Source organism: Paraburkholderia sprentiae WSM5005, from assembly GCF_001865575.2.
GTDB classification, from domain to species: Bacteria; Pseudomonadota; Gammaproteobacteria; order Burkholderiales; family Burkholderiaceae; genus Paraburkholderia; species Paraburkholderia sprentiae.
Genome location: NZ_CP017565.2, coordinates 418,787 through 440,073, shown reverse-complemented (window position 1 = coordinate 440,073; position 21,287 = coordinate 418,787). Strand labels below are relative to the sequence as shown.

12 protein-coding genes and 5 pseudogenes are annotated in these 21,287 nt (G+C 60.0%); 8 read left to right on the top strand and 9 right to left on the bottom strand.

Annotation, left to right across the window (positions count from 1 at the left end; all coding sequences use genetic code 11):
* Nucleotides 1-12: 12 nt before the first annotated feature.
* From atzF to BJG93_RS35750, 6 genes and pseudogenes are all read left to right on the top strand, one after another.
* Entirely contained in the window at nucleotides 13-1,845 is a 1,833-nt protein-coding gene (gene atzF, locus BJG93_RS35775) for an allophanate hydrolase (RefSeq protein ID WP_027193615.1), read from the top strand.
* Nucleotides 1,846-1,893: 48 nt separating this feature from the next.
* A complete protein-coding gene (locus BJG93_RS35770) occupies nucleotides 1,894-2,865 on the top strand; it encodes an ABC transporter permease (RefSeq protein ID WP_027193616.1) in 972 nt (323 codons plus the stop codon).
* A gap of 57 nt (nucleotides 2,866-2,922) precedes the next feature.
* Nucleotides 2,923-3,834, top strand: coding sequence for an ABC transporter ATP-binding protein (locus BJG93_RS35765; RefSeq protein ID WP_027193617.1), 912 nt, complete (start codon nucleotides 2,923-2,925; stop codon nucleotides 3,832-3,834).
* Between the two features lie 117 nt (nucleotides 3,835-3,951).
* A pseudogene (locus tag BJG93_RS35760) lies at nucleotides 3,952-4,137 on the top strand (IS6 family transposase); the annotation flags it as partial.
* Between the two features lie 390 nt (nucleotides 4,138-4,527).
* Nucleotides 4,528-5,178, top strand: a pseudogene (locus tag BJG93_RS35755) (AMP-binding protein); the annotation flags it as partial.
* Nucleotides 5,179-5,301: 123 nt separating this feature from the next.
* Nucleotides 5,302-5,961: pseudogene (locus BJG93_RS35750) on the top strand (IS110 family transposase); the annotation flags it as partial.
* 143 nt (nucleotides 5,962-6,104) lie between these two features.
* Here BJG93_RS35750 and mdcH read toward each other — a convergent pair.
* The 4 genes and pseudogenes from mdcH to BJG93_RS35730 form a co-directional block, all read right to left on the bottom strand.
* Nucleotides 6,105-7,042 (bottom strand): annotated as a pseudogene (gene mdcH, locus BJG93_RS35745) (malonate decarboxylase subunit epsilon).
* Nucleotides 7,039-7,581: a malonate decarboxylase holo-ACP synthase gene (locus BJG93_RS35740; protein ID WP_082194419.1), complete on the bottom strand. Its 543-nt coding sequence runs from the start codon at nucleotides 7,579-7,581 to the stop codon at nucleotides 7,039-7,041. The pseudogene mdcH and the gene BJG93_RS35740 overlap by 4 nt, the downstream one beginning before the upstream one ends.
* Nucleotides 7,582-7,707: 126 nt before the next feature.
* Nucleotides 7,708-8,475 (bottom strand): malonate transporter subunit MadM, encoded by a 768-nt coding sequence (madM, locus tag BJG93_RS35735; protein WP_027193620.1) that lies wholly within the window; start codon nucleotides 8,473-8,475, stop codon nucleotides 7,708-7,710.
* Between the two features lie 14 nt (nucleotides 8,476-8,489).
* A pseudogene (locus BJG93_RS35730) lies at nucleotides 8,490-8,738 on the bottom strand (malonate transporter subunit MadL); the annotation flags it as partial.
* A 477-nt stretch (nucleotides 8,739-9,215) separates the two neighbouring features.
* Here BJG93_RS35730 and rpoD point away from each other — a divergent pair.
* Nucleotides 9,216-11,063, top strand: a complete 1,848-nt coding sequence (gene rpoD, locus BJG93_RS35725) for an RNA polymerase sigma factor RpoD (protein ID WP_407675380.1) — start codon at nucleotides 9,216-9,218, stop codon at nucleotides 11,061-11,063.
* A 160-nt stretch (nucleotides 11,064-11,223) separates the two neighbouring features.
* On the opposite strand, the gene BJG93_RS35720 is transcribed toward rpoD, so the two are convergent.
* On the bottom strand, nucleotides 11,224-12,609 hold the full coding sequence (locus BJG93_RS35720) for a hypothetical protein (RefSeq protein WP_027193622.1): 1,386 nt from the start codon (nucleotides 12,607-12,609) through the stop codon (nucleotides 11,224-11,226).
* A gap of 1,271 nt (nucleotides 12,610-13,880) precedes the next feature.
* Nucleotides 13,881-14,345 (bottom strand): hypothetical protein, encoded by a 465-nt coding sequence (locus BJG93_RS35715; RefSeq protein WP_231337698.1) that lies wholly within the window; start codon nucleotides 14,343-14,345, stop codon nucleotides 13,881-13,883.
* A gap of 138 nt (nucleotides 14,346-14,483) precedes the next feature.
* Here BJG93_RS35715 and BJG93_RS35710 point away from each other — a divergent pair, with 138 nt between their 5' ends.
* The gene (locus BJG93_RS35710) at nucleotides 14,484-14,828 is read left to right on the top strand and encodes a hypothetical protein (protein ID WP_231337697.1); all 345 of its coding nucleotides are present in this window, start codon (nucleotides 14,484-14,486) and stop codon (nucleotides 14,826-14,828) included.
* A gap of 1,185 nt (nucleotides 14,829-16,013) precedes the next feature.
* On the opposite strand, the gene BJG93_RS35705 is transcribed toward BJG93_RS35710, so the two are convergent.
* The 3 genes from BJG93_RS35705 to BJG93_RS35695 form a co-directional block, all read right to left on the bottom strand.
* Nucleotides 16,014-16,991: a WD40/YVTN/BNR-like repeat-containing protein gene (locus BJG93_RS35705; protein WP_027193623.1), complete on the bottom strand. Its 978-nt coding sequence runs from the start codon at nucleotides 16,989-16,991 to the stop codon at nucleotides 16,014-16,016.
* Nucleotides 16,992-17,019: 28 nt separating this feature from the next.
* The gene (locus tag BJG93_RS35700) at nucleotides 17,020-19,380 is read right to left on the bottom strand and encodes an efflux RND transporter permease subunit (RefSeq protein WP_027193624.1); all 2,361 of its coding nucleotides are present in this window, start codon (nucleotides 19,378-19,380) and stop codon (nucleotides 17,020-17,022) included.
* Between the two features lie 63 nt (nucleotides 19,381-19,443).
* A complete protein-coding gene (locus tag BJG93_RS35695) occupies nucleotides 19,444-21,279 on the bottom strand; it encodes a DUF1302 domain-containing protein (protein WP_027193625.1) in 1,836 nt (611 codons plus the stop codon).
* Between the last annotated feature and the right edge of the window lie 8 nt (nucleotides 21,280-21,287).

The window sequence follows — 21,287 nt, the reverse complement described above, 5'->3', positions numbered from 1 at the left end:
TCAGAATCCGCCATGCCTTCATTCGATCTCCGTCTGTCGACGCTCGCCGCCGCCTATCGCGCCGGGACGACTACCCCACGGCGTCTGATTGGCGAACTGCGAGCACGCGCGGCCGCACTCAACGCGGACTATAACGTGTTCATCCATCTTCTGTCCGAGGCGGAACTCGAGCCGTATCTCGCCGCGCTGGAAACATGCGATATCGACTCGCTGCCGCTCTACGGCATCCCGTTCGCGATCAAGGACAACATCGATCTCGCCGGTATTCCGACGACGGCCGGCTGCTCGGCCTATGCCTATACGCCCGACAAGAGCGCCGCAGTCGTCGAGCGGCTGATCGCGGACGGCGCCATTCCGGTCGGCAAGGCCAATCTCGACCAGTTTGCAACGGGGCTGTCGGGACAGCGCTCTCCCTACGGTGCATGTCGCAACGCGCTCGATTCAAGCTACGCGTCGGGGGGCTCGAGCTCCGGGTCGGCCGTGGCGGTCGCGCTCGGCGTCGCCGCGTTTTCGCTCGGCACGGACACCGCGGGCTCGGGCCGAGTGCCGGCGGCCTTTCACGGCATCGTCGGCTTGAAGCCGACCAAGGGCGTGCTGAGCACGCTCGGGGTGGTGCCCGCCTGCAAGTCGCTCGATTGCGTTTCTATTTTCGCGTGCAATGCGAACGACGCGCAGCGCGTGTTCGACGTCGCGCGCGGTGTGGCCGACGGCGATCCCTATGCGCGCGAGTGGATGCCCCTCGCGGCGACATCGGGCTCGCCCGCGCCGCTGCGCTCGCTGCGCGGCGTGCGCTTCGGCGTGCCGCGCGCAGCGCAGCTCGAATTCTTCGACGACGATTCGTACGCGCGCGCTTTCGATGCCGCGCTCGCACGGCTGCGCGCGGCCGGCGCGCAAGTGATCGAAATCGACTTCGAGCCGTTTCTCGCTACCGCGCGCTTGCTCTATGAAGGGCCTTTCGTGGCCGAGCGCCTCGCTGGAATCCGCACGTTCTTCGACCAGCAGCCTGACGCGCTTTTTCCCGTCACGCGCGAGATCATCGGTGGCGCGGCGCGCTGGAGCGCGGCGGACGTGTTCGCCGCTCTCGATCGCCTTGCCGCATTGCGCATGCAGGCTGAAACGGTGTGGCAGCACATCGACGTGATGCTCACGCCGACTTCGCCCACGACGGCGACCGTCGACGAACTCGAAGCGGATCCGATCGCAGTCAACGCGCGTTTCGGCTACTACACGAACTTCGTCAATCTGCTGGACCTGTCGGCGCTCGCCGTGCCGGCCGGCGTATGCGATGCGGGAGCCCATGCGGGCCTGCCATTCGGCGTGACGTTCGTTGGTCGCGCGCATCAGGACATCTTGCTGCTTGACCTGGCTCGCGCCTGGCTTGACGAGGCAGCAGACGATTGCGCGCCTCGCGTTGCGCCCGCCACCGGTGAGCTGGCCAATGTGCGTGTTGCCGTCGTCGGCGCACACCTGCGCGGCGAACCGCTCAACTGGCAGTTGACTCAGCGCGGCGCGCGTCTTGCCGAGACGACTGAGACCGCGCCGGCCTATCGGCTCTACGCGCTGCCTGCCGCGTCGAATGGCAACGTCGCGAAGCCCGGGCTCGTGCGCGTGCCGGCTGGCGGCGAGGCCATCGAGGTCGAGGTGTGGGAGATGCCGCTCGCGGTGTTCGGGGGCTTTGTCGCGCAGGTGCCGGCGCCGCTTGGCATCGGTACGCTGACGCTTGCCGACGGTGCGCAGGTCCAGGGCTTCCTGTGCGAAAGCATCGCGCTCGAGGGCGCGACGGACATCACGGCGTTCCGCGGATGGCGTGCTTATCTCGCGAGCCGCGAGACGAGCGAGAGGTGAGTGGCGCAGGCAATGAATACGCGAGGAAAGCATGCAACGGAGGGTTCAATGACAGTCAATCGCCGGATGGAGTGGTTCGGGGTGCGCCGCGAGTTGTCGCTGCGCGGCAAATGGATATTGGGGATCGGCTCGTTCGCGCTGCCGCTCCTCGTTTGGTGCGTGGTTAGTTACGTACCATTCGTATGGCATCCGCAAATGCTGATCACCAATCCGGGCAGCGTCGATTACTTCCAGGCGGGAATGCGCATTGACAAGGACACGTTCGCCGACGAGCTCGCCAACGCGCGCGCGAATCATGCCGCGCTACCCGTTGGCGAGCCGGCCAATCCCGTGTACCTGCCGGCGCCGCATCAGGTGTTGCGCGCGTTCTATACGGCGTTCACGACGCCGCCCGCATCGCATGATGGCGTGTGGCTCCATCAAAGCCTCTGGCATAGCGTCCAGATCATCTTTTGGGGCTTCGTCATCTCGTCGATGATCGGGGTGCCGATCGGCATCATCTGCGGCACCTACAGCGCGTTTGCGCGTTTGCAGGAGCCCTTCTTCGAGTTCTTCCGCTATCTGCCAGCGCCCGCGTTCGGCGCATTGATGGTGGCGATACTCGGCATATACGACGCGCCGAAAATCGCCGTCATCGTGATCGGCACGCTCTTTCAGCAGATGCTCATCATCGCGAATACTGCGCGCAAGCTCGACTATGGATTGTTCGAAGCCGCGATGACGCTCGGCACGAAGAAGCTGCGTCTGCTCACGCACGTGGCGATTCCGGGCATTCTGCCGGATCTGTATCGCGATCAACGCATCTTGCTCGGCTGGGCATGGACTTATCTGATCGTCGCGGAGCTCGTCGGCACCAGTTCGGGCATTACCTGGTATATCACGCAGCAGGCGCGCTACGAGCATTTCGACAACGTCTACGCGGCGATCATGATGATCGGCATCATCGGGCTCGGCACGGACATCGTGCTCGCCTTCATCGGCCGCAAGCTGTTTCCGTGGGACCGTGTGCTGAAGGCATGACCTGCCTGTCGGCTTCGTTCATTTCGATCAGATTCGCCACGTAACAAGGACTTCATCGTGCAAAATCCTCAACCGGTCCCCTCGTACCTGATTCAATCTGAAGCCGTGCGTGCGCGCTTTGCGCGCCTGAAGGCGCGAGAGACGATCCTGGAAGTTCGCGACCTGAAAAAGCGCTTCGAGACGCGTCAGGGCGAGTACACGGCGCTCGACGGCTTAAACTTCAAGACGCATCGGCGCGAGTTCGTCTGCGTGATCGGCCCCTCTGGCTGCGGCAAGTCGACCTTGATTCGCATTCTCGCCGGCCTCGAGCGGCCGACGAGCGGCGAGGTGCTACTGGACGGCAAGCCGGTCGATGGGCCGGGTGCGGATCGGGGCATGGTTTTTCAGGGCTATACCCTGTTTCCGTGGCTCACCGTGAAGAAGAACGTCATGTTCGGCCTGAACATGAACGGCTCGGGCAAAGACCAGGCGGAGCGTGAGGCACTGCAATGGCTTGATATGGTGGGCCTCACGAAGTTCGCCAACGTTTATCCGCATCAATTGTCGGGCGGCATGAAGCAGCGCGTTGCGATCGCGCGCGCGCTTGCGAATCGGCCGCGCATCCTGCTGATGGACGAGCCGTTCGGCGCGCTCGATGCGCAAACGCGCACTAAAATGCAGAACCATCTGCTCGATATCTGGCGCAACATCGACGTGACGATCCTCTTCATCACGCACGATCTGGATGAGGCAATCTTTCTCGCGGACCGCATCCTCGTACTGAAAGCGAATCCGGGGCAGGTGCAGGAGTTGATCGAAGTGCCCGTATCGCGTCCACGCGACTATTCGCAGGGCACGTCGCCCGAGTTCGTCGCGACGAAGTCGCGGCTTGAAGCTCTGATTCACCCGCCGGTGCCGTCACAAGACGAGGACGACGGCGTGCGGCCGCACATGATTCGCATGACTCATGTCGCCGATAACGTCGAATGAGCGCGATTGAGAGGGACGTGCGAGGTAATTCGGGTTCTGGTGCAAATAGGCTCGAGGACTCGGTTAAAGCAGTCAGCCTGACAAACAGGTAGCCGATGATCAGCAAGCGGAAAGGGTATGGAGGGGTTATTCGATGGTCGGCATTTTGACCGTGAGATCATTGTTCCGTGCGTGCGCTGGTACCTTCGCTACAAGCTCAGCCTGGGCGATGTGGTCGAGATGATGGCCGGGCGTGGACTGGTGCTGGCGTGTACCACGATCATGCGTTGGGTCAGGCGCTTGACACCGGAGTTCGTCAAGCGCTGATCAACGATGACGAGCTTGAATGCGGGTTTGAACAAGGTGCTCAAACGGCTGCACTGTCCGCTGGGTGTGATGTTGACTTGTATGGAGCGGCGTACCAGTGTGGGTTTTCGATGTGTTGATGAAAGGGATTCGGCGACTTAACTTTGGGTGCTGCTTGTCATGTCTAGAAGCGCCCCTTCATTTGAATAAAGCGTGCTTCTGATTCGCGGACGTTAGCCATTCGTTACTCAGGTTAATTGATCTGTTGGCAGTGGTCAGGTTACGGTACTGGAAACAAGAACACTAAAGTAGGGAACCGACGAGGGCGGCTGCGCTCGCTCGAGCGCCCAATTCCTTTGTTGACACCCCGAGCCTTGCGGCGGAGACACCGTGACCAAGATTGATTCGATGACGCGGGAAAGCCGCGTTTACCCTGCGCCCGACGCGTTTTCGATTCGGGCGACCGTTCCGAGTATGGACGCATACGACACGCTCTGCGCCGAGGCCGAGGCTGACTATGAGAATTTTTGGGCGCGCCTAGCGCGAATAAATCTTCTCTGGTCAAGGCCGTTCAATGAGGTTCTCGACGAAAGCAGTGCGCCTTTTTATCGCTGGTTCGCGGACGGTCAACTCAACGCATCGTTCAATTGTGTCGACCGACATCTGCAAAACGGAAATGCCGAGAAGTTGGCTATCATCTTTGAAGCGGACGGCGGTGCATTAACGCGCCTCACCTATCGTGAGTTGCATGGCAGAGTCTGCTGGTTCGCCAACGCGCTCAAAGACCTGGGCGTCGTCAACGGGGACCGTGTCGTCATCTACCTGCCCATGTCGGTCGAAGGCGTGGTCGCCATGCAGGCTTGTGCCCGTATCAGGGCGATTCACTCCGTCGTTTTCGGCGGCTTTACTGCCAAGGCTTTGCAGGAACGCATCGCCGATCTTGGCGCCGTAGCCCTGATTACGGCAGACGAGCAGATGCGAGCCGGAAAAATCCTTCCGCTCAAGTCGGTCGCAGATGAAGCGCTCGGCAGCGGAGACTGCGTGACAGTAAAGTCAGTATGACTCCCGTTCGGCAAGGCTGGCCGCCGAGGGGAATTAAGCGCGGGTTAGCATCGCTGTCAGAGCCGCATTGAGTGGGGATGGAGCCACCGCTCATCGGTCTGTTCCGACACGAAGGCCAGCGTGGAAAACGATAGCACGTTGTACGTAGGACTGGATGTCCATAAGGATTCGATCACGGTTGCATACGCGATCGGCATGAGCGAAGTCGAACTGTTTGGCAAGGTCGGCACCATGCATATTGATATCGACCGGTTGTGCAAGAAGTTGCAAACAAAGGCGCGGCACATCTGCTTTGTCTATGAAGCGGGGCCCTGCGGATATGGGTTGTACAGGAGGCTGGTCGATAAAGGCTTCGACTGCATGGTCTGCGCACCGTCACTCATTCCACGGAAACCGGGAGATCGCGTCAAAACAGACCGTCGCGACGCGATCAAGCTAGTGCGTTCACTACGCGCCGGCGACCTCTCGGCCGTACATGTGCCATCGGTTGAAGACGAAGCGTTCCGAGACCTGGCACGCGCCTGGTCGGCTGCCAGGGAAGATCTGAAGGCCGCACGCTGCAGGCTCAAATCGTTTCTGCTTGCCCACGGCATTCATTACCTTGGTCACCCCAACTGGGGGCCCACACACCGACGCTGGATAAGTACGTTCTCGTTCGACAGCGCATGGCAACAACTGACGTTCAATGAACACCGGCGCACGATCGAAGACCGTCTCGCGCAATGTGAAAGGCTGGAACTGGCATTGCGTGAATCTGTCACCAGCTGGCGGTTTTACCCGAATTAGTAAGGATTTTTCCAATCCCATGGCATGGCGATATGCCAGGATGGTTGGTGCTGGGCAACCCATTTGAGAAGGGCACAGTCATGGACAAGATTACTCGTATCGGCGTGGATCTGGCACGAGAAACGCTGCTTGACGCTTCACCGCTCGTCGCCTGTGCTTTCTCTGTCGAAGAGCGCGCCGAGGTCAGGCAACGAAGTTTCGCTGCAACTCACCGCGACGCCCTCGGTAAAAATCGAACTGGCCAGCCGCGTCAGGACGTTTGCGGGCGGCATCTCGATCGCGAGGCGCGCTCCGCGTTCCCATGCGAGTCTCATCGTGTCGTGCCAGCGTACCTGCCGCGCCATGTTGCCGGCGAGGTCGGCGGCGATGCGCGCGCCGTCGAAAAGTGGCCGCGCGGCACTGCTGCTCAGATATAGGATGTGCGGCGCACTCACCTTGACGTCGCGAAGGCATCGGCAAGCGCGGCTGCAGGCGCGTCGAGGAGGGCGCAATGCGACGGCACCGCTACATCGAGACGCTCGCAGCGTTGCGCGCCGCGTTCGCTGGCGAGTGCCGCGAGACGACTCATCGAGGCATCGCTGCCCGCCACGACCATCTGCGTTTCCGCATTGATGTTCGCAAGAAAGACGGGGTCGGCATTGCTCGACACTCGCGCGATCAGGCGTTCGAGCGCGCGCTGCGTCATGCTGATGATCGCGGTCATGCCGTAGCCGCGCGGGTAGGCGTGCTCCATCAACTGGCCGCGCAATGCGACGAGCCTCACCGCGTCGGCATACGGCAGGGCGCCCGCGATCACGGCGGCGGGGTACGCGCCGATCGAAAGTCTGGCCACCATGTCCGGTTCGTGGCCGCGCGCCTGGATGACGCGCGCCTGAGCGACGCCCGCGATCAGCAGGCAGGGCTGAACCGCGACGGTGGAGCGCAGCGTCGCCGTGTCGTCGATGGTTCGGACGTCGTAGCCGAGCGCGTCGCTGGCTTCTTCGAGCGTGCGGGCGGCCTCCGCGTGAGCCGGCAGCGCGTGCAGCATGCCGGCGCGCTGCGCGCCCTGACCGGGGAATGTGAATATCACGCTCATGATGCTTCGGTAGTCCAAGGATCGGCGACGAGCAAAGGCCCGCGTCGCGTCTTGAGCATGATTCGTTCCGACTCTCGAGCCCATTCTGCCAAGGCGAAGCCGCCGTGCCCCGTGTCTGCTTGCACGTCGATGTGCGCGGGCGCGGCATTCAGCGGCGACAGGACGTCACGTGCAGCGTCGCGCGACAAGGCATGTCCGGCGCACAACACGACATCGAGGTCGCTGTCCTCGCGCAGCGTGCTTACGCCGCTTGCAAGGGCGAAGCCGACGCTACCTGTTATGCCCCACGTCAAACCTGGTCGATCGAACTCCGGCGCGACGCACGCGAGGGCGCGCACGCAGGGCAGGCCCGGCAGTTCTGGGGCCGAGCACCACGCCCGCGCCTGGACAAGCGCCTCCGGCGTCACGCGGTGCACGATGCGATCACGGGTTACGAAAGCCGCGAAGCGGTCGCTGCGGTTGCGTCCACGAAGCCTCATCGGCACGGCGTCACGTCCTCTAACATCCTCGCGGTGCACGACGGCCGGCGCGATCCGCATCCATTCAGGCGAAGCCCATGCAGGCACCTCGGACGTCGAGCGGATGCCTTCCAGCGCGGAAATTCAGACGAGGTCATGCGGGCGAGGGACGTCATCGGCGTTTGAACGGGGTTTCTCCCTGACCGGTCAGGCGCCCATCAGCGCCTTCGTCGCGAAGAGCAGTAACGAAGGTCCGAGCAGGCAGCCTACGCCCGTATGGAATGTCGCGATCAGCGCGCCGTAGGGAACGAGCCGCCGATCGGTCGCGGCCAGTCCCGCGCTGACTCCGCTCACGGTACCGGCCAGTCCGCCGAAGATCATCGCGGAGCGCGGTGTCTTCTGCCCCATGAAGCCGGCTGCGAGCGGCGTGCCGATCATTACGATGATCGCCTTGATCAGACCGGTTGCGATGCTAAGCGCGATCACATCCGAGCTTGCGCCGATCGCCGCGCCCGTCACCGGTCCCACGATGTACGTGACGGCGCCGGCGCCGATCGTGGTCATGCTGACTGCATCCGTGTAGCCGAACGCATGCGCGATGCTTGCGCCGACGATGAAAGGCAGCACGGTCCCGAGCAGCAGCGACACCACGCCGATCATCCCGGCCTTTCGCGCTTCGGTCGCCTGCACCTCGAAGGCGGTTGCGACGATGGCAAAGTCCCGCAGCATCGCGCCACCCATCAGGCCGACGCCGGTGAAGAACGGCAGGTCCGCCAGACCTTTTTGTCCTCCAGTGAACGCGCCGGCGAAGTAAGCGAGCACGAGGCCGATCACAATGGCGATAGCCGAGCCGTGCACGCGCCCGAACGTCAGCTTGCGCGAGGTCAGTGGCGACACCCACATGATGAGCCCCACCAGCGCGAACGCCGTGACGAGGCCGTTGTGGATCAGAACCTTATCGATCATTTGGAACATGGCTGACTCTTGCTTCAGATTTCTTCGAGGTGCGGAACGTTCACGAACGACTTGCTGTCGTGACCGGTGCGAGACAGAACGGCGATGCAGCCTGCGCAGACAGCTGCCGCGCCCAGCGCCGACAGCAGCGCGACGGGTCCGCCCTTGAGCGCGGCCACGACGTTCTGATTGGCGGCCATTGCCACCACGACTGGGATGTACATCGCGCCCCAGAACCCCACGCCGGCTTCGGTTTCCTTGGGCAGCAGTCCCTTGCCGTGCACAGCGGCAGCCGCGAGGACAATACGCTGCCCCCGCCCATAGCGCGACGAGCGCCTGGCAAGGCCTGCTTGCGCAGAAAGCATCTCGGGCCGGCAAAGTGCGCTTCAGTGGTGCACTGCAGCAACTGGTGCTATAATTTTAGGCAGTGGTTTTCTTGTGCTCTATTTCAACCGGCCCGCGCCTGTCGGCAGGCCGCGTCTCTTGCTCGCTGCGATCCTACAACTGGTGGCCGCCTGCCTCCGTGAACGTGTGCGCCTCGCCGGCCGCCGTGCGCTGGCTGCCGGGTCTCGCTTTCGCCGAGCAAACCTGTCCGAGGAGAATGTATGGCAACTTTTGATCGGGAAGATTCCGGACCGGAAACAGCCGCATCCGCACCGAATGTTTCGGCTCGGCGCGCATCGAAGGCCAGGGCCGCCGCAGCCGTGCTACCGACGGACGCAGTGTCCACGGTGTTGCAGGACGAAGAGCGGCAGCGTCAGATGCGCGCGCTCATCCAGTTAGGAAAAGAGCGCGGCTACCTGACTCACGCCGAAATCAATGATCACCTGCCGGACAACTTCGCGCAGACCGTTGCAATCGAGACCATTGTCAGCACCTTCAATGACATGGGCGTAGCGGTCTACGAGCAGGTGCCCGACGCGGAGACGTTGCTCCTGAACGACGCTGCGCCGGCAGCCGTGTCGGACGACCAGGCCGACGAGGAAGCGGAAGTCGCTCTTTCCACCGTCGATTCTGAATTCGGGCGCACGACCGATCCCGTGCGTATGTATATGCGTGAAATGGGCGCGACCGGATTGTTGACTCGCGCGGGCGAGGTTGAGATTGCGAAGCGCATCGAAGATGGTCTTCACGAAATGATCCAGGCAATTGCCGCCTGCCCGGCGACTGTCTCCACGATCCTTTCGAGTGTAGAGCAGATCGGGACCGGTGAACTGCGCATCGACGAAGTGGTCGACGGTCTCAATGAAGACATTGCAGCGGCCGAGCTGTCAGTGTCGGACCCGGCTGAAACACCGGATGTTGACGCGGATACCGCCGATGGCGACGACGAGCAGGGAGATGAGGACAGTGAGATCGGGGAGGGGGATTCGGCGAAGGCGAACGAGGCGCGTCTGAAACAGCTCACGAGCGACAGTCTCGCGATATTTGCGCGAGTGCGCGAGTTGTTCGATCAGATCCCGCATGCCGGCGCCGCGCAAGGCAAGGGCCACGCAAGCTTCGCACGCGTGTGTGAAGCGATCCGACGCGAGATGGCGCCCATCCGCTTCACGGCGCGAACCATCGACCGGCTGTGCGCCGACGTGCAGCAACAGGTCGCACAGGTGCGAGCGGTCGAGCGGCGCATTTTACAGATTGCCGTTGACCGGTGCGGGATGCCGCGCGAGAAGTTCGTTGAGTCGTTCCCGGGGCACGAAACCGATCTTGGGTGGACCGAAAGGATGGCCGCGCGGTCGCGCCAGTACGGCGCCGCGCTCGAACGCAGTCTGCCTGCGATTCAGGCCGAACAGGAGAAGCTGATCGATATCGAAGCGAACGCCGGGCTGCCGCTGCAAGAGTTGAAAAAGATCAACCGGCAGATGATGGCGGCCGAGTCGAAAATGCGGCAGGCGAAGCGCGAGATGATCGAGGCGAACCTGCGTCTTGTGATCTCCATCGCGAAAAAGTACGTGAACCGCGGCATGCATTTTCTGGATCTGATTCAGGAAGGCAATATCGGCTTGATGAAAGCCGTCGACAAATTCGAATATCGACGCGGCTGGAAGTTCTCGACCTATGCAACGTGGTGGGTGCGGCAAGCCGTCACGCGTTCGCTTGCCGATCAGGCGCGCACGATTCGCGTGCCAGTGCATATGATCGAGTCAATTAACAAGCTCAACCGGATCTCGCGCGAGATTCTGCAGCAGACCGGACGCGAGGCTGATCCTGCGGCGCTTGCGCAGCGCATGGAACTGCCGGAAGAGAAGATTCGCGGCATATTGAAGGTCGCCAGGCAACCGGCGTCGCTCGAGACGCCCGTGGGGGAGGACGCCGACGCGACGCTTGGCGATATGATCGAAGATCCAATGGCGACATCGCCCGCGGACGCGGCCGTGCATGCGAACCTGCGCGCAGCGATCGATGAGGCGCTCGATGCGCTGTCGCCCCGTGAAGCGAAGGTGCTACGGATGCGTTTCGGAATCGATACCACGTCCGACCATACGCTTGAGGAACTCGGCAAACAATTTGACCTGACGCGCGAACGGATCCGGCAGATCGAAAGCAAGGCGATGCGAAAACTGATGCACCCGGCTCGAGCCGGCAAGCTACGGCAATTTCTCGACCATTGAGCCACGGGCCGGGGCCGTCGGCGCGTTGCGCTGTCTTTGAGGACCGGGTTCGCAGTCGACCGTCGATCAGGAACAGGACGATTCCTGGCGCGCACCGGGGCCGGGTTACCTCGATGCGCTTCATGCGTCATTGCACAGTGGGTCGTGGCACGCTACCGACTCACAACAGGACTGCCTGCTGCAGAAGTTCCAGCGCCTTCAGTTCGTCCAGTCGACCCGTGCGTGCTTTACCTGCCAGCGTCTTGATCAAGGCTTCCGCGATCGGTTCGATACCGTGAAGATTATCCAGGCTGGTCACGGAAGCGAAGGAGAGCAGCGCCGGACTGCGCTGCGGTGGTGCGGCGGCCGGGAGCGACTCAGAGGTCGCCGGTGTGGCTGCCGGGAGTTCGCTATCACTTTCTTCTGGCGAGCCACCCGCAAGCTCGTCGGGGGCAGCACTGACATGATCCTGTGGGCTGACGACGATCGTTTCTTTCGCTCCGGCGACATCCGCCGAAACAGGAGAGGGGCTGTCCGGACCGGTCCGGCCCGCTGCCCGCACGCGCCCAGTGTGCGCCTTCACTTGTGCGGGGTTCACTGGCACGCCATCCTTCGTCGCGGCCGCGAGCGGCTCATGCTGTTCAACGGATGCACGACCGCGCGAAGCAGGCGTAAGCAGACGCGACACCGCCTCTGGAATGTCAGCTTCGGAGCGCGGCGTGTCCAGCCAGCCAGTTGGCAAACCAAGTCGCTCGGTGAAGCGGTTGGCTTCGACATCGTCCATGCGTTTCTTGCCATATAGCCGATGGGCCATGTTGGATCCGCTCATCGCCATGACTACACCAAGTTTTGCTTTCGATCCGTTGCGACCCGTGAGAATATGGAGATTAGCGCGTCGAATGTTCTCTACCGAGGCCCTGTCGTCTAATGCCAGCCCTTGCTGTTGGGTTGTTCCAGGAGATGTCCTGTGTTTCGAGGGCAAACCTTTTCGCGGCGCATGAGGGGTATGCGGCTCGGCCATCTGACTTCGACGGTTCCTGACAGCTCTGGGCGACCCGCCCGTTGCTTTCTTCGGCATTTGCGCTTCCTCGGACAGACTATCTTTAAGAAATGATTGCTGGCCGCCGTTCAGGGCGGACGCCGGCATGGGTGTTTCCGACACTGCTTCCGGTTCGTCGTCTGTTTGAACGAAGTCGAGCGGTGATTTCAGGCGGGCAATGGTTTCGGCCGCGAGCGCAGGATTGGGCTGGTCAAAGAAACCGTGAGGCAACCCAAGCGTGGTTTCCATGTGAAAGGCGGTCTCAGGCGTGAACCTCTCGCCCCTCGTCAGTTCGGCCACTCGCGACATGTTCGATCCAAGTCCCAGGGCGATATTCTCTGCACCCACCGTATCGATCAGGAACTGGAACGATCGGCTTTTGAAAATGGAGGCAGTCTGGGCGGAGTCTCGAGCAGGTGCATTCACGTACGGTTGTCTCTGCCGGTTGGACTGAGATTTCTTCACGTGACGAGGTTGGCGCTGGCCGCTGTCCCGAGATCCCGCATCTCGTCCGCGGGGTTGACTCATATAGTAGGGCTCCATGCGATCATTGGTTTGCTGACCGTTTGATTATAAATGAGGCGATGCTGGCATTGGACGCGTCAACGACGCCGTCGGGCGAAAACGTACGCGGGGAACCAAACATAGCGCGGTATTGGTCAGTGTCGGCATTTTCCAGTCGCGATCTGGTTAAGCTCGACCTGTAAAGCAACGCATAGTCTCCCTTCCACCGGTCAAAAGAAAACTTTCCAATATCAGGCAGGCGATGGAAGATCGATTCGCCGGCGCTATCACGTTCAGCGCAAAGGCTCCCGCCGGCGGTTGATCCGTCGGTGGTCAGGAAAAAAGGGGCCACTTGCGCAGTCAGCCGCGGAAAAGTCTGGCCGGATTTCTTCAGGTCGAAATGATTCCGATTGCCAGGCATTATACGCGCTCACATCGCCGACGACGCATGAGCCTGTTGACCTCCGAAGTGCTACGGAAGCGTACGCAGCTCGTTTGCTGAATCGCATCGCTGGTATCGATCAGGAAAGCCTGCTCGTCAATTGACGCCGTGATCCCTTCAACTTGCATTTCGCGAGGATCTGCATTCGAACGATGCGCGCCCCCGCATCACGAAGCACGGCGAGTCTTTTCTCCGTTACCTCGCCGGTAGCCATTGACGGGAGCGTCCGTCGGGTGCCAGATGTCGCCAATCCCTAATGCACGTCCCAGGGGGAGGGCGCCGATAGTGCTTTGTGTCATTACGAATGCGCCTGGCGAAGCGTGAGGTTCTGACGACACACGGATCTGACGGGTTCAATTCGGGCGCCGGCGAATGCGGCATCAGTTTGCCTGCCGGCGCATATCTGCGACCACGCCCAACGCGTTTGCACCTCTTAACCTCTCCCCCGGCTCGACTGGCAGACGGTAGGGCTGCTTCACCGCAGCGCTGCCAGACGGCGTTGGCAACGTATGTCATCTCCACCGCGCCGATAGCTCTGTATGGCCTTCGTGCGGTCCGGGATAACGCTGTTGTCTTCTGCACCCCCATGCGCCCTCCCAGAACAGCCCGAGATTGTGTGCTGAGGCCTTGTGTCCCAGTTTGATCGCCTGCTCATAGAGCGAGAGCGCGCGGCTCACATCCGCCTGCACGCCCCCCCCCGAGCCGTGCGCTATCGGCCAGCGCGGCGGCGGCCATGCCGCGAAGATGGCCGTCCGCGGTCTCATCCTTCATCACATCGTCAAAGATCGCATTACCTCTCTCAAGGTCCGCCTCGCCTCCCGTTGGTGTGACGAGAAATGGCCATTGCCATCCGCTAGGCTGGATGCCGGTTCGCGCCGATGCGCTCGAGCAACCAGCGGCCCAGGTGCGGCGCACGATTGAGCGTGCTGGTGAGAAAAGCATTGGCGATGGCGGCAAGCGACTCGGGCGACAGGAAGCCAGTCCTGTTTGCTGCAATGACGTGACGGGAAAACTTTTCAACATTCAGGGTAGGGTCGGCGCGGCGCAACTGATGCCATTCATGCTCAATCGTTCCTACCCAGCTTTGCATTTGCATGGTGAGCGATCCTTTGGTGAAGAATGCACCTGGTTCTAGCTCACCTTTTGCCCGTTGCAACTTTCGGATCTGGTTCGTCACGTCGCATGCGCTCGCCAGATGGAAGGCTAGCATTATTGCCACGTCCCGATCAGGTCGCGATGTCGGGTAACGCCTCGATCCTGTTGCCGTCGTCCATCGCGGGGCACGGTCGTGCACGGAGTCAGCAAGCGATTGCAGCATTGGCGCCTCCTGCAACATCAAGGCGGTGGTGCAAACCATAGTGAATGGTCGGGCATGGATACCGGAGGTATTCCTGTCGCGACTTGTGGCAAGATCGAACCCGATGGCAGATACGGGCTCCTGAGCTCGCGGGCAGCAGTGTTCGCCGGTCTGCTTCGCACGAAGTTGGAGAAGGAGCGCTGTCCCACGATGGCTGATGCATTTGAACTCGTTGCCCTGGCGTTGCCCGGCGACGTCGTCCCCGAGTCACTGCCCGCCACCGTGCGCCAGTTCGTAGCTGATTGCTGGCCCGGCATGAGCCGCAGCCAGTTAATCGCCCGCGCCCGGCGCCTTTCACTGCGGCCGTCGCTGCGCGCATATCTTCCAGCCGCGCCGGGCGACGTCGGACACTTCGCACTCACGCTCACAGCTGGCGTGCAGACCGTGTCCCTGATCGTGCATTTGCGCCGCATCGCAGAATGGTCAAGATTCGATCGGTCCTGACGGAGTTGCATGAGAACTCAAGCTTACCGTGGGCGTCTACAACGGTTGCAAGGCCCCCAGCCCCCTTATATGCGATGAAGGTATCGCGCGGCAGCGGCTCAGTTACGATTTCTTTGTTCGCAAATGGTCCGGTTACCAGTTCGGCCATTGTATTTCGACCAATCATCCAAGCGTCCGCCCCTAACCGGGATGCTATGCCTTCATAGACCCGAAAAGCGAGTCCATCTGGCGTGCCGGCCACCGGTGGTGTCCAGCGATCGAGATCCAAGCGCCCGTCAACCGAGCTGATCATGTGACAGATTACATGAGGCCGCATCTTAATCCTTGAGGTTGTCCGTGGGTTAATTGTTAGCGACATGCTCGCTTTCCGATGCTCGGCGGTACCGATATCCCTAGTCGAATGCATCGCCCTGCCGTCGAACAGAGTCCCCAACATTGCCATCGTATCAATCGACGGGCTCCCTTTGACAGTGCCTCGTAGAAAAGCTCTCCATTTACGACAGTTGGATACGCCAATGACCAGTTCCTATACGATTGACCGTATTGCACCCCCCGGACAGGACAATGGAGCTCGGGGCAGGCCCGCACTGGAACCTGATGCTCACATCATCATTTGCGATACCCTGTCCTTTGCGCACGTAACAATAGGCGCCGTCTTTAAGACTTGTACCGTGCCATGCCGATTGCAGCGTCGCGTTATAGTCGGTACCAGCCTGGACCGATTCGCTCTTCGACAAGGGCATCGCGCGGTCACTCGGTGCAACGGCGATAGTCACGGGACGCCCATTGTTCAGCACAGTGATCTGTTGCCCTGGCTTCGCTCCCGTAATCTTGATCGTCAAAGTGTGACATGATGTCGACGCCATGGGAGCCGCAGCAGCATCTCCCGGGGTGATGTCGCTTCAATTGCGGCGCGCATGAGGCCGACAGGCAAGGCAACAGCAACGCTTCGGTGTCGTGCGCAACGACTTGCGTTCTTCATCTTGTCTCCACTACCAACGGACCGTCGTGCTTCAATTGAACCGAAAACGAGAGCGCCAGAAGCGCGCCGATGGTTAGAGCCATAGATGCCACGACTCTAAATGCAGAAATGGACTCGCTCACACCTCATGAACACCTCGAGCGAGTCAAAGGCCACCCAGCACTGCAATGTATTTGTGTTTAAGCGACGCAGAAATCACTGGCTCACCGCGCTGCCAACACGCCTTCGTGCGCGAATAAAATCACCTTTCCCCCACCATTAACCAAGGCCGCGGTCAACGTCGCACGATCCTCGCGTCGAGAAATCTCGAACTTTCCATCGCCTGATTTCTGCTTCATCACCAGCCCGTCGAGTCCAATGCCCAGCAAACCGTCACTAGTCGCAACCAGATCCGTAATCGAGCTCTTCGCATCCGACGTCACTGATGTCCAGCTGCTTCCACCGTCTCGGCTCTGGAACATACTGCCAAGCAACCCGGCCACAACGATCCGACCGTCTGGCATGACGACGCCGGTCCAAAGCGTGCCTTTGCTTCCCGTCGCGCCGTAGGTCCAGTTGACACCATCAGTCGACTTCAGCACTGTACCCTGCTCCGATACGACGTAAAGCGTGCCCTTGCCGTCCGAAAAGATATGGTAAAGATTGCGGTCAGCCTTCTCGGCGCCGGGCGGCTTTGGCAAGGCGGTCCGGACCCAAGTCTGGCCTCCGTCATGTGTCGTGAGCATCAACGACCACAAACCCACCGCAATCCCGTCTCGGGAATTTGTGAATTCGACCGAGAAAAGCGGCTGGTCGACTGAAATATCCATCCGTTGCTTCCGCCAGGTTTCGCCGCCGTCGGTAGTCGCGAGGATCACGCCCCACTGGCCGACTGCCCAGCCGTGCTCGGCATCGGCAAAGGTAACGGCCGAAAGCGTTGCGGAAACAGGCACTGCACGCGCCTGTCTGTAGGTCTTGCCGTCGTCATCCGACAGCAGAATGACTCCGTGCTCACCCACCGCGACGATACGCGTTCCTGCCTGTGTCGCGTCCATCAACATCATGTGCGTCGGATCCGTCCATCCGTGCGCCGGCTTCGCAGCCCATGCCGCAACCGTTCCACCCGTTTGGGCGAAACCTGTTGAGGGCATGCAGACTGTGGCCGCGAATAGGGCGAGACCGGCTATATGTGTTTTGATCATGGTGATTTTCTGTATTCGTACGTCGTCGTCAATGGCTGAATAGGCCAGGCGCACGCGCCGGCTTACTGCGCGGGAACCGGCACTCCAGTACCGACGCCAACGCTGGCAACACTGTCATTGCCATCACCAGGTTGACGATGAACATGAACGCCAACAGCTTCCCCATGTCCGCTTGGAACTTCAGTGCTGAGAAACTCCACGTCGCCACACCAATCGCCAATGTAATCGCGGTAAAGATCGTCGCCTCGCCGACTTCCAGCATCGCGTGCTGCACCGATTTCACGATGTTTTGGCCGCCCGCCAAGTGCACCTGCAACCGGTTGTAGATGTAGAACGCGTAATCGACGCCAATTCCGACTGCAAGCACCATCACTGGTAACGTGGCCACCGTCAGGCCGATATTCAACTCCTTCATGAACCAGTAGCCGATGAATGTAGCCACCGATAACGGCAAGCAGCACGCCAACATCGCTCGCCAATCCCGATACGCCAAGAACACTAGAATGAGGATCGCCGCATACACGTACATCATCATCGGCAATTCGCTCGACGCCACCTCGTCGTTGGTCGCGGCCAGCACTCCCGCGTTCCCCGCGGCCAGTCGAACGGTGATCCCCGGGAACGGATGCGCTACCCGATACTGTTTCACATCGTTCAGAATCCGGTTGATCGTCGTAGCCTTGTGATCGGTCAGAAACAGATGGACCGCAGTCATGCTGCAGTTGGCTTTCATAAAGCCCTTGATGCGGCTCACGTCAACGGAAATCGCACCATAGTTCTCCGCATCGATCGGTATCACGTTCATCTTCGGATAATCTTCGTTGTAGCCTTGGTTGTACTTGCGCAGCATCGACGAATACGATTGCACCGACACTACTCCAGGTTCGGACCTCATCGATGCCGAGAAATCGTCTTCATACAAGCCTACAGCTGGGTTGTCGCACGCCGTTCCGTTCGATTCGATTGCGACCGAAAGCCAGTCGAGTCCCATGTCGTAGTTGCTCGCGATAGACGTCGCATCACGGTTGAAGCGCGCATCTGCGCGCAACTCAGGCGCACCCGGTTGCAGCGTGCCGATCACGCGGTCGCGACTCTGCCACGCGGCCAACGCGAGCACCACCACCGCCAACGCCAAGGTGACGCCCGCGAACTTCGGCTCTGCCACTCGCGCCAGGATACGCAGCGGTTTGGCCCGATGCTGTGCGCGCTTTAACGATTTATCAGCATAAACCTTCGTAAAGTTAAAGCAGGACGCCGCTACGGGCAGCAGAATCAGGTTCGTTACGATCTTGTAGGCGACACCCAGCGACGCGGTGATCGCAAGCTCACGTACCATCGGAATCGGAATGAGAAGCAGCGTGATGAACGACACTAACGCGGTGATGAGCGCCAGCACGCCCGGAATCAGCAGGCCGTTGAAACTATGGCGCGCCGCTTCGTACGAGCCATGCCCATGTGCAATCTCTCGTACGATAAAATTGACCTGCTGTACGCCATGCGACACACCAATCGCGAACACCAGGAACGGTACCAATACCCCCAGCGGATCGAGGCCAAATCCCAACAGTTTCAACGTACCGAACTGCCAGACTAGAGACGTCAGCGAGCAGCAAATTAGCAGTACCGTGAAGCGGACCGAATGGCAATACCAGTAAACCGCGAGCGCGGTCAGCAGCAGTGCAATCGTGCAGAATCCGAGCACCGCGGTTGCGCCATCGGCAATGTCGCCGATCTGTTTCGCAAAACCGATGATCTGCACTTCGTAGCCGGCGTCTTCGAACGGCTTGCGAATCTTCGCCTCTAGAAGATGATTGAATGCCACATAGTCGAGTACCTTACCGAAGCGATCTCGTTCGTTCAATTCCGCCGTGATCATCGCGCTTTTTTCGTTATGCGACACAAGCGTGCCGACATAGCCACCCTCCGACGTCGCGCGGCGAATCTTCGCGATGATCTGGGGCGTCAACTGATCAGTGGTAATGGTGCCCGAGATGATAGGCTCCGCGCGGAAACCCTCGTCGGTGATCTCATTGACAAACGAGTTTGGTGTCCAAAGCGATTGGACTCCGCCCCGATCGATGTTCGGAAGATAAATCACCGCCTGGGTCGCCTTATACAGTCGCGTCAGACCTTCCTTTGTCCAGATCGAACCGTTGCGAGCGCGTAGCACAATCGTAATCCGGTTTGCGCCGAGCAGATCACCCCTGTATTTCTGGAACGTCTGGATATACTCGTGGCCAATCGGCATCTGCTTTTCGAAACCTGCATCCATCCGCAGTTGCACGGCAAACACCGCCATTACGACGGTAAGCAAACCAATCGCTCCGAGTAAGATCGCGCGATGACCGAAGAAAAATTTTTCCAGACCGCTGACTATACGATTCAACACAGCATTGCCTCTTCAAGTTTAGCGACTGCGCACTTTGTGCGCAGCCCAGTGCTGGCGTTTCCGTCAAAAATTCCGGGTGGCGAATAATCCAACGAAATTTCGGTCCGCGTATGAGTTCCCTACTGTGCCGTGCCCGCCGAAATACATGGCATAGTTGATGCCGGCCTGCCAGACTGTTGGATTCTGGTTGAACAACACATAGAGGTTCAACGATTTGGCGCCTTGCGAATAATTCATGGTAAACGTAGGCGTGTAGCCATACAGCGCATCCGTGAACGTCATTCCCGGTGTGACCTGCCAGCCGCGAATCAATGTGCTGTCATAGGTCCAATTGAAGTCGATAGTTGCGCCCACCGAGCTTGCAGTACCTCGCTCAGATCCAATCGGATAGCCCAGACCAGAGTTGTAGTTCAGCCACGGCATATAACCCGCAAGTGGCACTTGCGTAACCTGCTGACCGTTAATCGTCTTGGTGTAGCCATTCGTGTTCAAGCCAGGGTAATAAATCCACGTCAATTCCCATGTAAGGTTCGCCGAATCCGCACCGATTAACTTGATGAATGGATAGTCATTACTTGGCAGTGCAAGGAGACCGTTGATGTCGAACTGGACCTTTTTGCTGTCGATCCACTGCTGGCAATTACTGCCCGACACTCCGTTCGTATTCAGATCAAGCGGGCCACCTGCTCCATAGCAACTCGACAGCGCAACAGCGTCATGCGGTCGATACGACAACTCGGAACTGATCGCCCAGTCGCCGATCCCGAAGTTCGTACTGACACCAAACAACTGACGATTTTCGAGATATGAATATTGAGTTATTCCGGCTGCCGTCGCGGTGATCACGGGCGACTTGTCAGTGTAGTTTTCGTAATAAAACGAGAAGTTCGCACCAAGAGTCTCCGACGCACGGCTAAACTTGATACCAAATTGCGGCTTGTACTTCGTCGGAGGCTGCCAGGAAACGCCGGACCCCACACTGTAAAATGGGGCCCCGGCGTAGGCGCCGCTGAGAAGACCGCTATTGATCCCGGCGAGCGTATCAAGGTTGTTCGCTGCACCAACGCCGCCGGTCGCAGTTGCGATTGTGCTCGCGCTCGGTCCGCCTACGTTGTAATTATTGGCGTTGGTCGTTGCGGGACCAGTCCCTCGACCGAAACTATTTGATGTCGACCAGTAGGATCCGACTGGTGGGTAACGGTTTCCATTCCACTGAAGCTGGTAGTATGCCTCGGTACTCATTCCGAACGGAAGATCCGATGCAACACTAACCATCGGGGCTGGCAACAGTGCTTGCTTGAGTTGGGCACCCGGAATTAGCAACTTCTGCGTGTCGAGCGAATTGGTGGAGTTGATGCCACCAGACGCGTAAATGCTCTCCCCCCAGTTGATCACCTGGTTGCCTACTCGCACGTGTGCACTGCGCCCGTCGACCGTAAAATCCTTTTCGACCCAGAGATCAAGGAGCTGCGCATTGTAAACCACCTGCGCTGCGGCGGTACTACTCAGGGGTGTCAGGTCGGTATGTCCCGCGGCGAAGTCGTACATTCCCGTACCGCGGGCCATGAACTTGAGTCCTTCGCTTGGCATCAACAGCAGTAATTCGCTGGTCAAACTCAGGTACGCGCTATAGGGCTGCCCCTTGTGATAATTCAGATCACCATCACTGCCCGGCCATTGATCGATGTTAGCCCCTGCGCCGCAGCCGGACACATACGGATTGCCGGTAAGCGAACAGCTCGGATTCTGCGTTCGAATGCCCATCCCTGCGGTGACATTGCTCACCAACGACCCGCGCAGGTCGCTAATACTTGTGGTGAACTCATAGCCGTATGCATTCGATGTCACAGCCGCAACGACTGCAATCGACATGGCATTCAATTTGAGTAACTGTTGCATCGCTTCCC

Bases quoted from the DNA above. Each gene is read 5' to 3' on its own strand.
- atzF (WP_027193615.1), top strand. From the start codon at position 13: ATGCCTTCATTCGATCTCCGTCTGTCGACGCTCGCCGCCGCCTATCGC.
- BJG93_RS35770 (WP_027193616.1), top strand. From the start codon at position 1,894: ATGACAGTCAATCGCCGGATGGAGTGGTTCGGGGTGCGCCGCGAGTTG.
- BJG93_RS35740 (WP_082194419.1), bottom strand. From the start codon at position 7,581: ATGCGGATCGCGCCGGCCGTCGTGCACCGCGAGGATGTTAGAGGACGT.
- madM (WP_027193620.1), bottom strand. From the start codon at position 8,475: ATGTTCCAAATGATCGATAAGGTTCTGATCCACAACGGCCTCGTCACG.
- rpoD (WP_407675380.1), top strand. From the start codon at position 9,216: ATGCGCGCGCTCATCCAGTTAGGAAAAGAGCGCGGCTACCTGACTCAC.
- BJG93_RS35720 (WP_027193622.1), bottom strand. From the start codon at position 12,609: ATGAGTCAACCCCGCGGACGAGATGCGGGATCTCGGGACAGCGGCCAG.
- BJG93_RS35715 (WP_231337698.1), bottom strand. From the start codon at position 14,345: ATGCTGCAATCGCTTGCTGACTCCGTGCACGACCGTGCCCCGCGATGG.
- BJG93_RS35705 (WP_027193623.1), bottom strand. From the start codon at position 16,991: ATGATCAAAACACATATAGCCGGTCTCGCCCTATTCGCGGCCACAGTC.
- BJG93_RS35695 (WP_027193625.1), bottom strand. From the start codon at position 21,279: ATGCAACAGTTACTCAAATTGAATGCCATGTCGATTGCAGTCGTTGCG.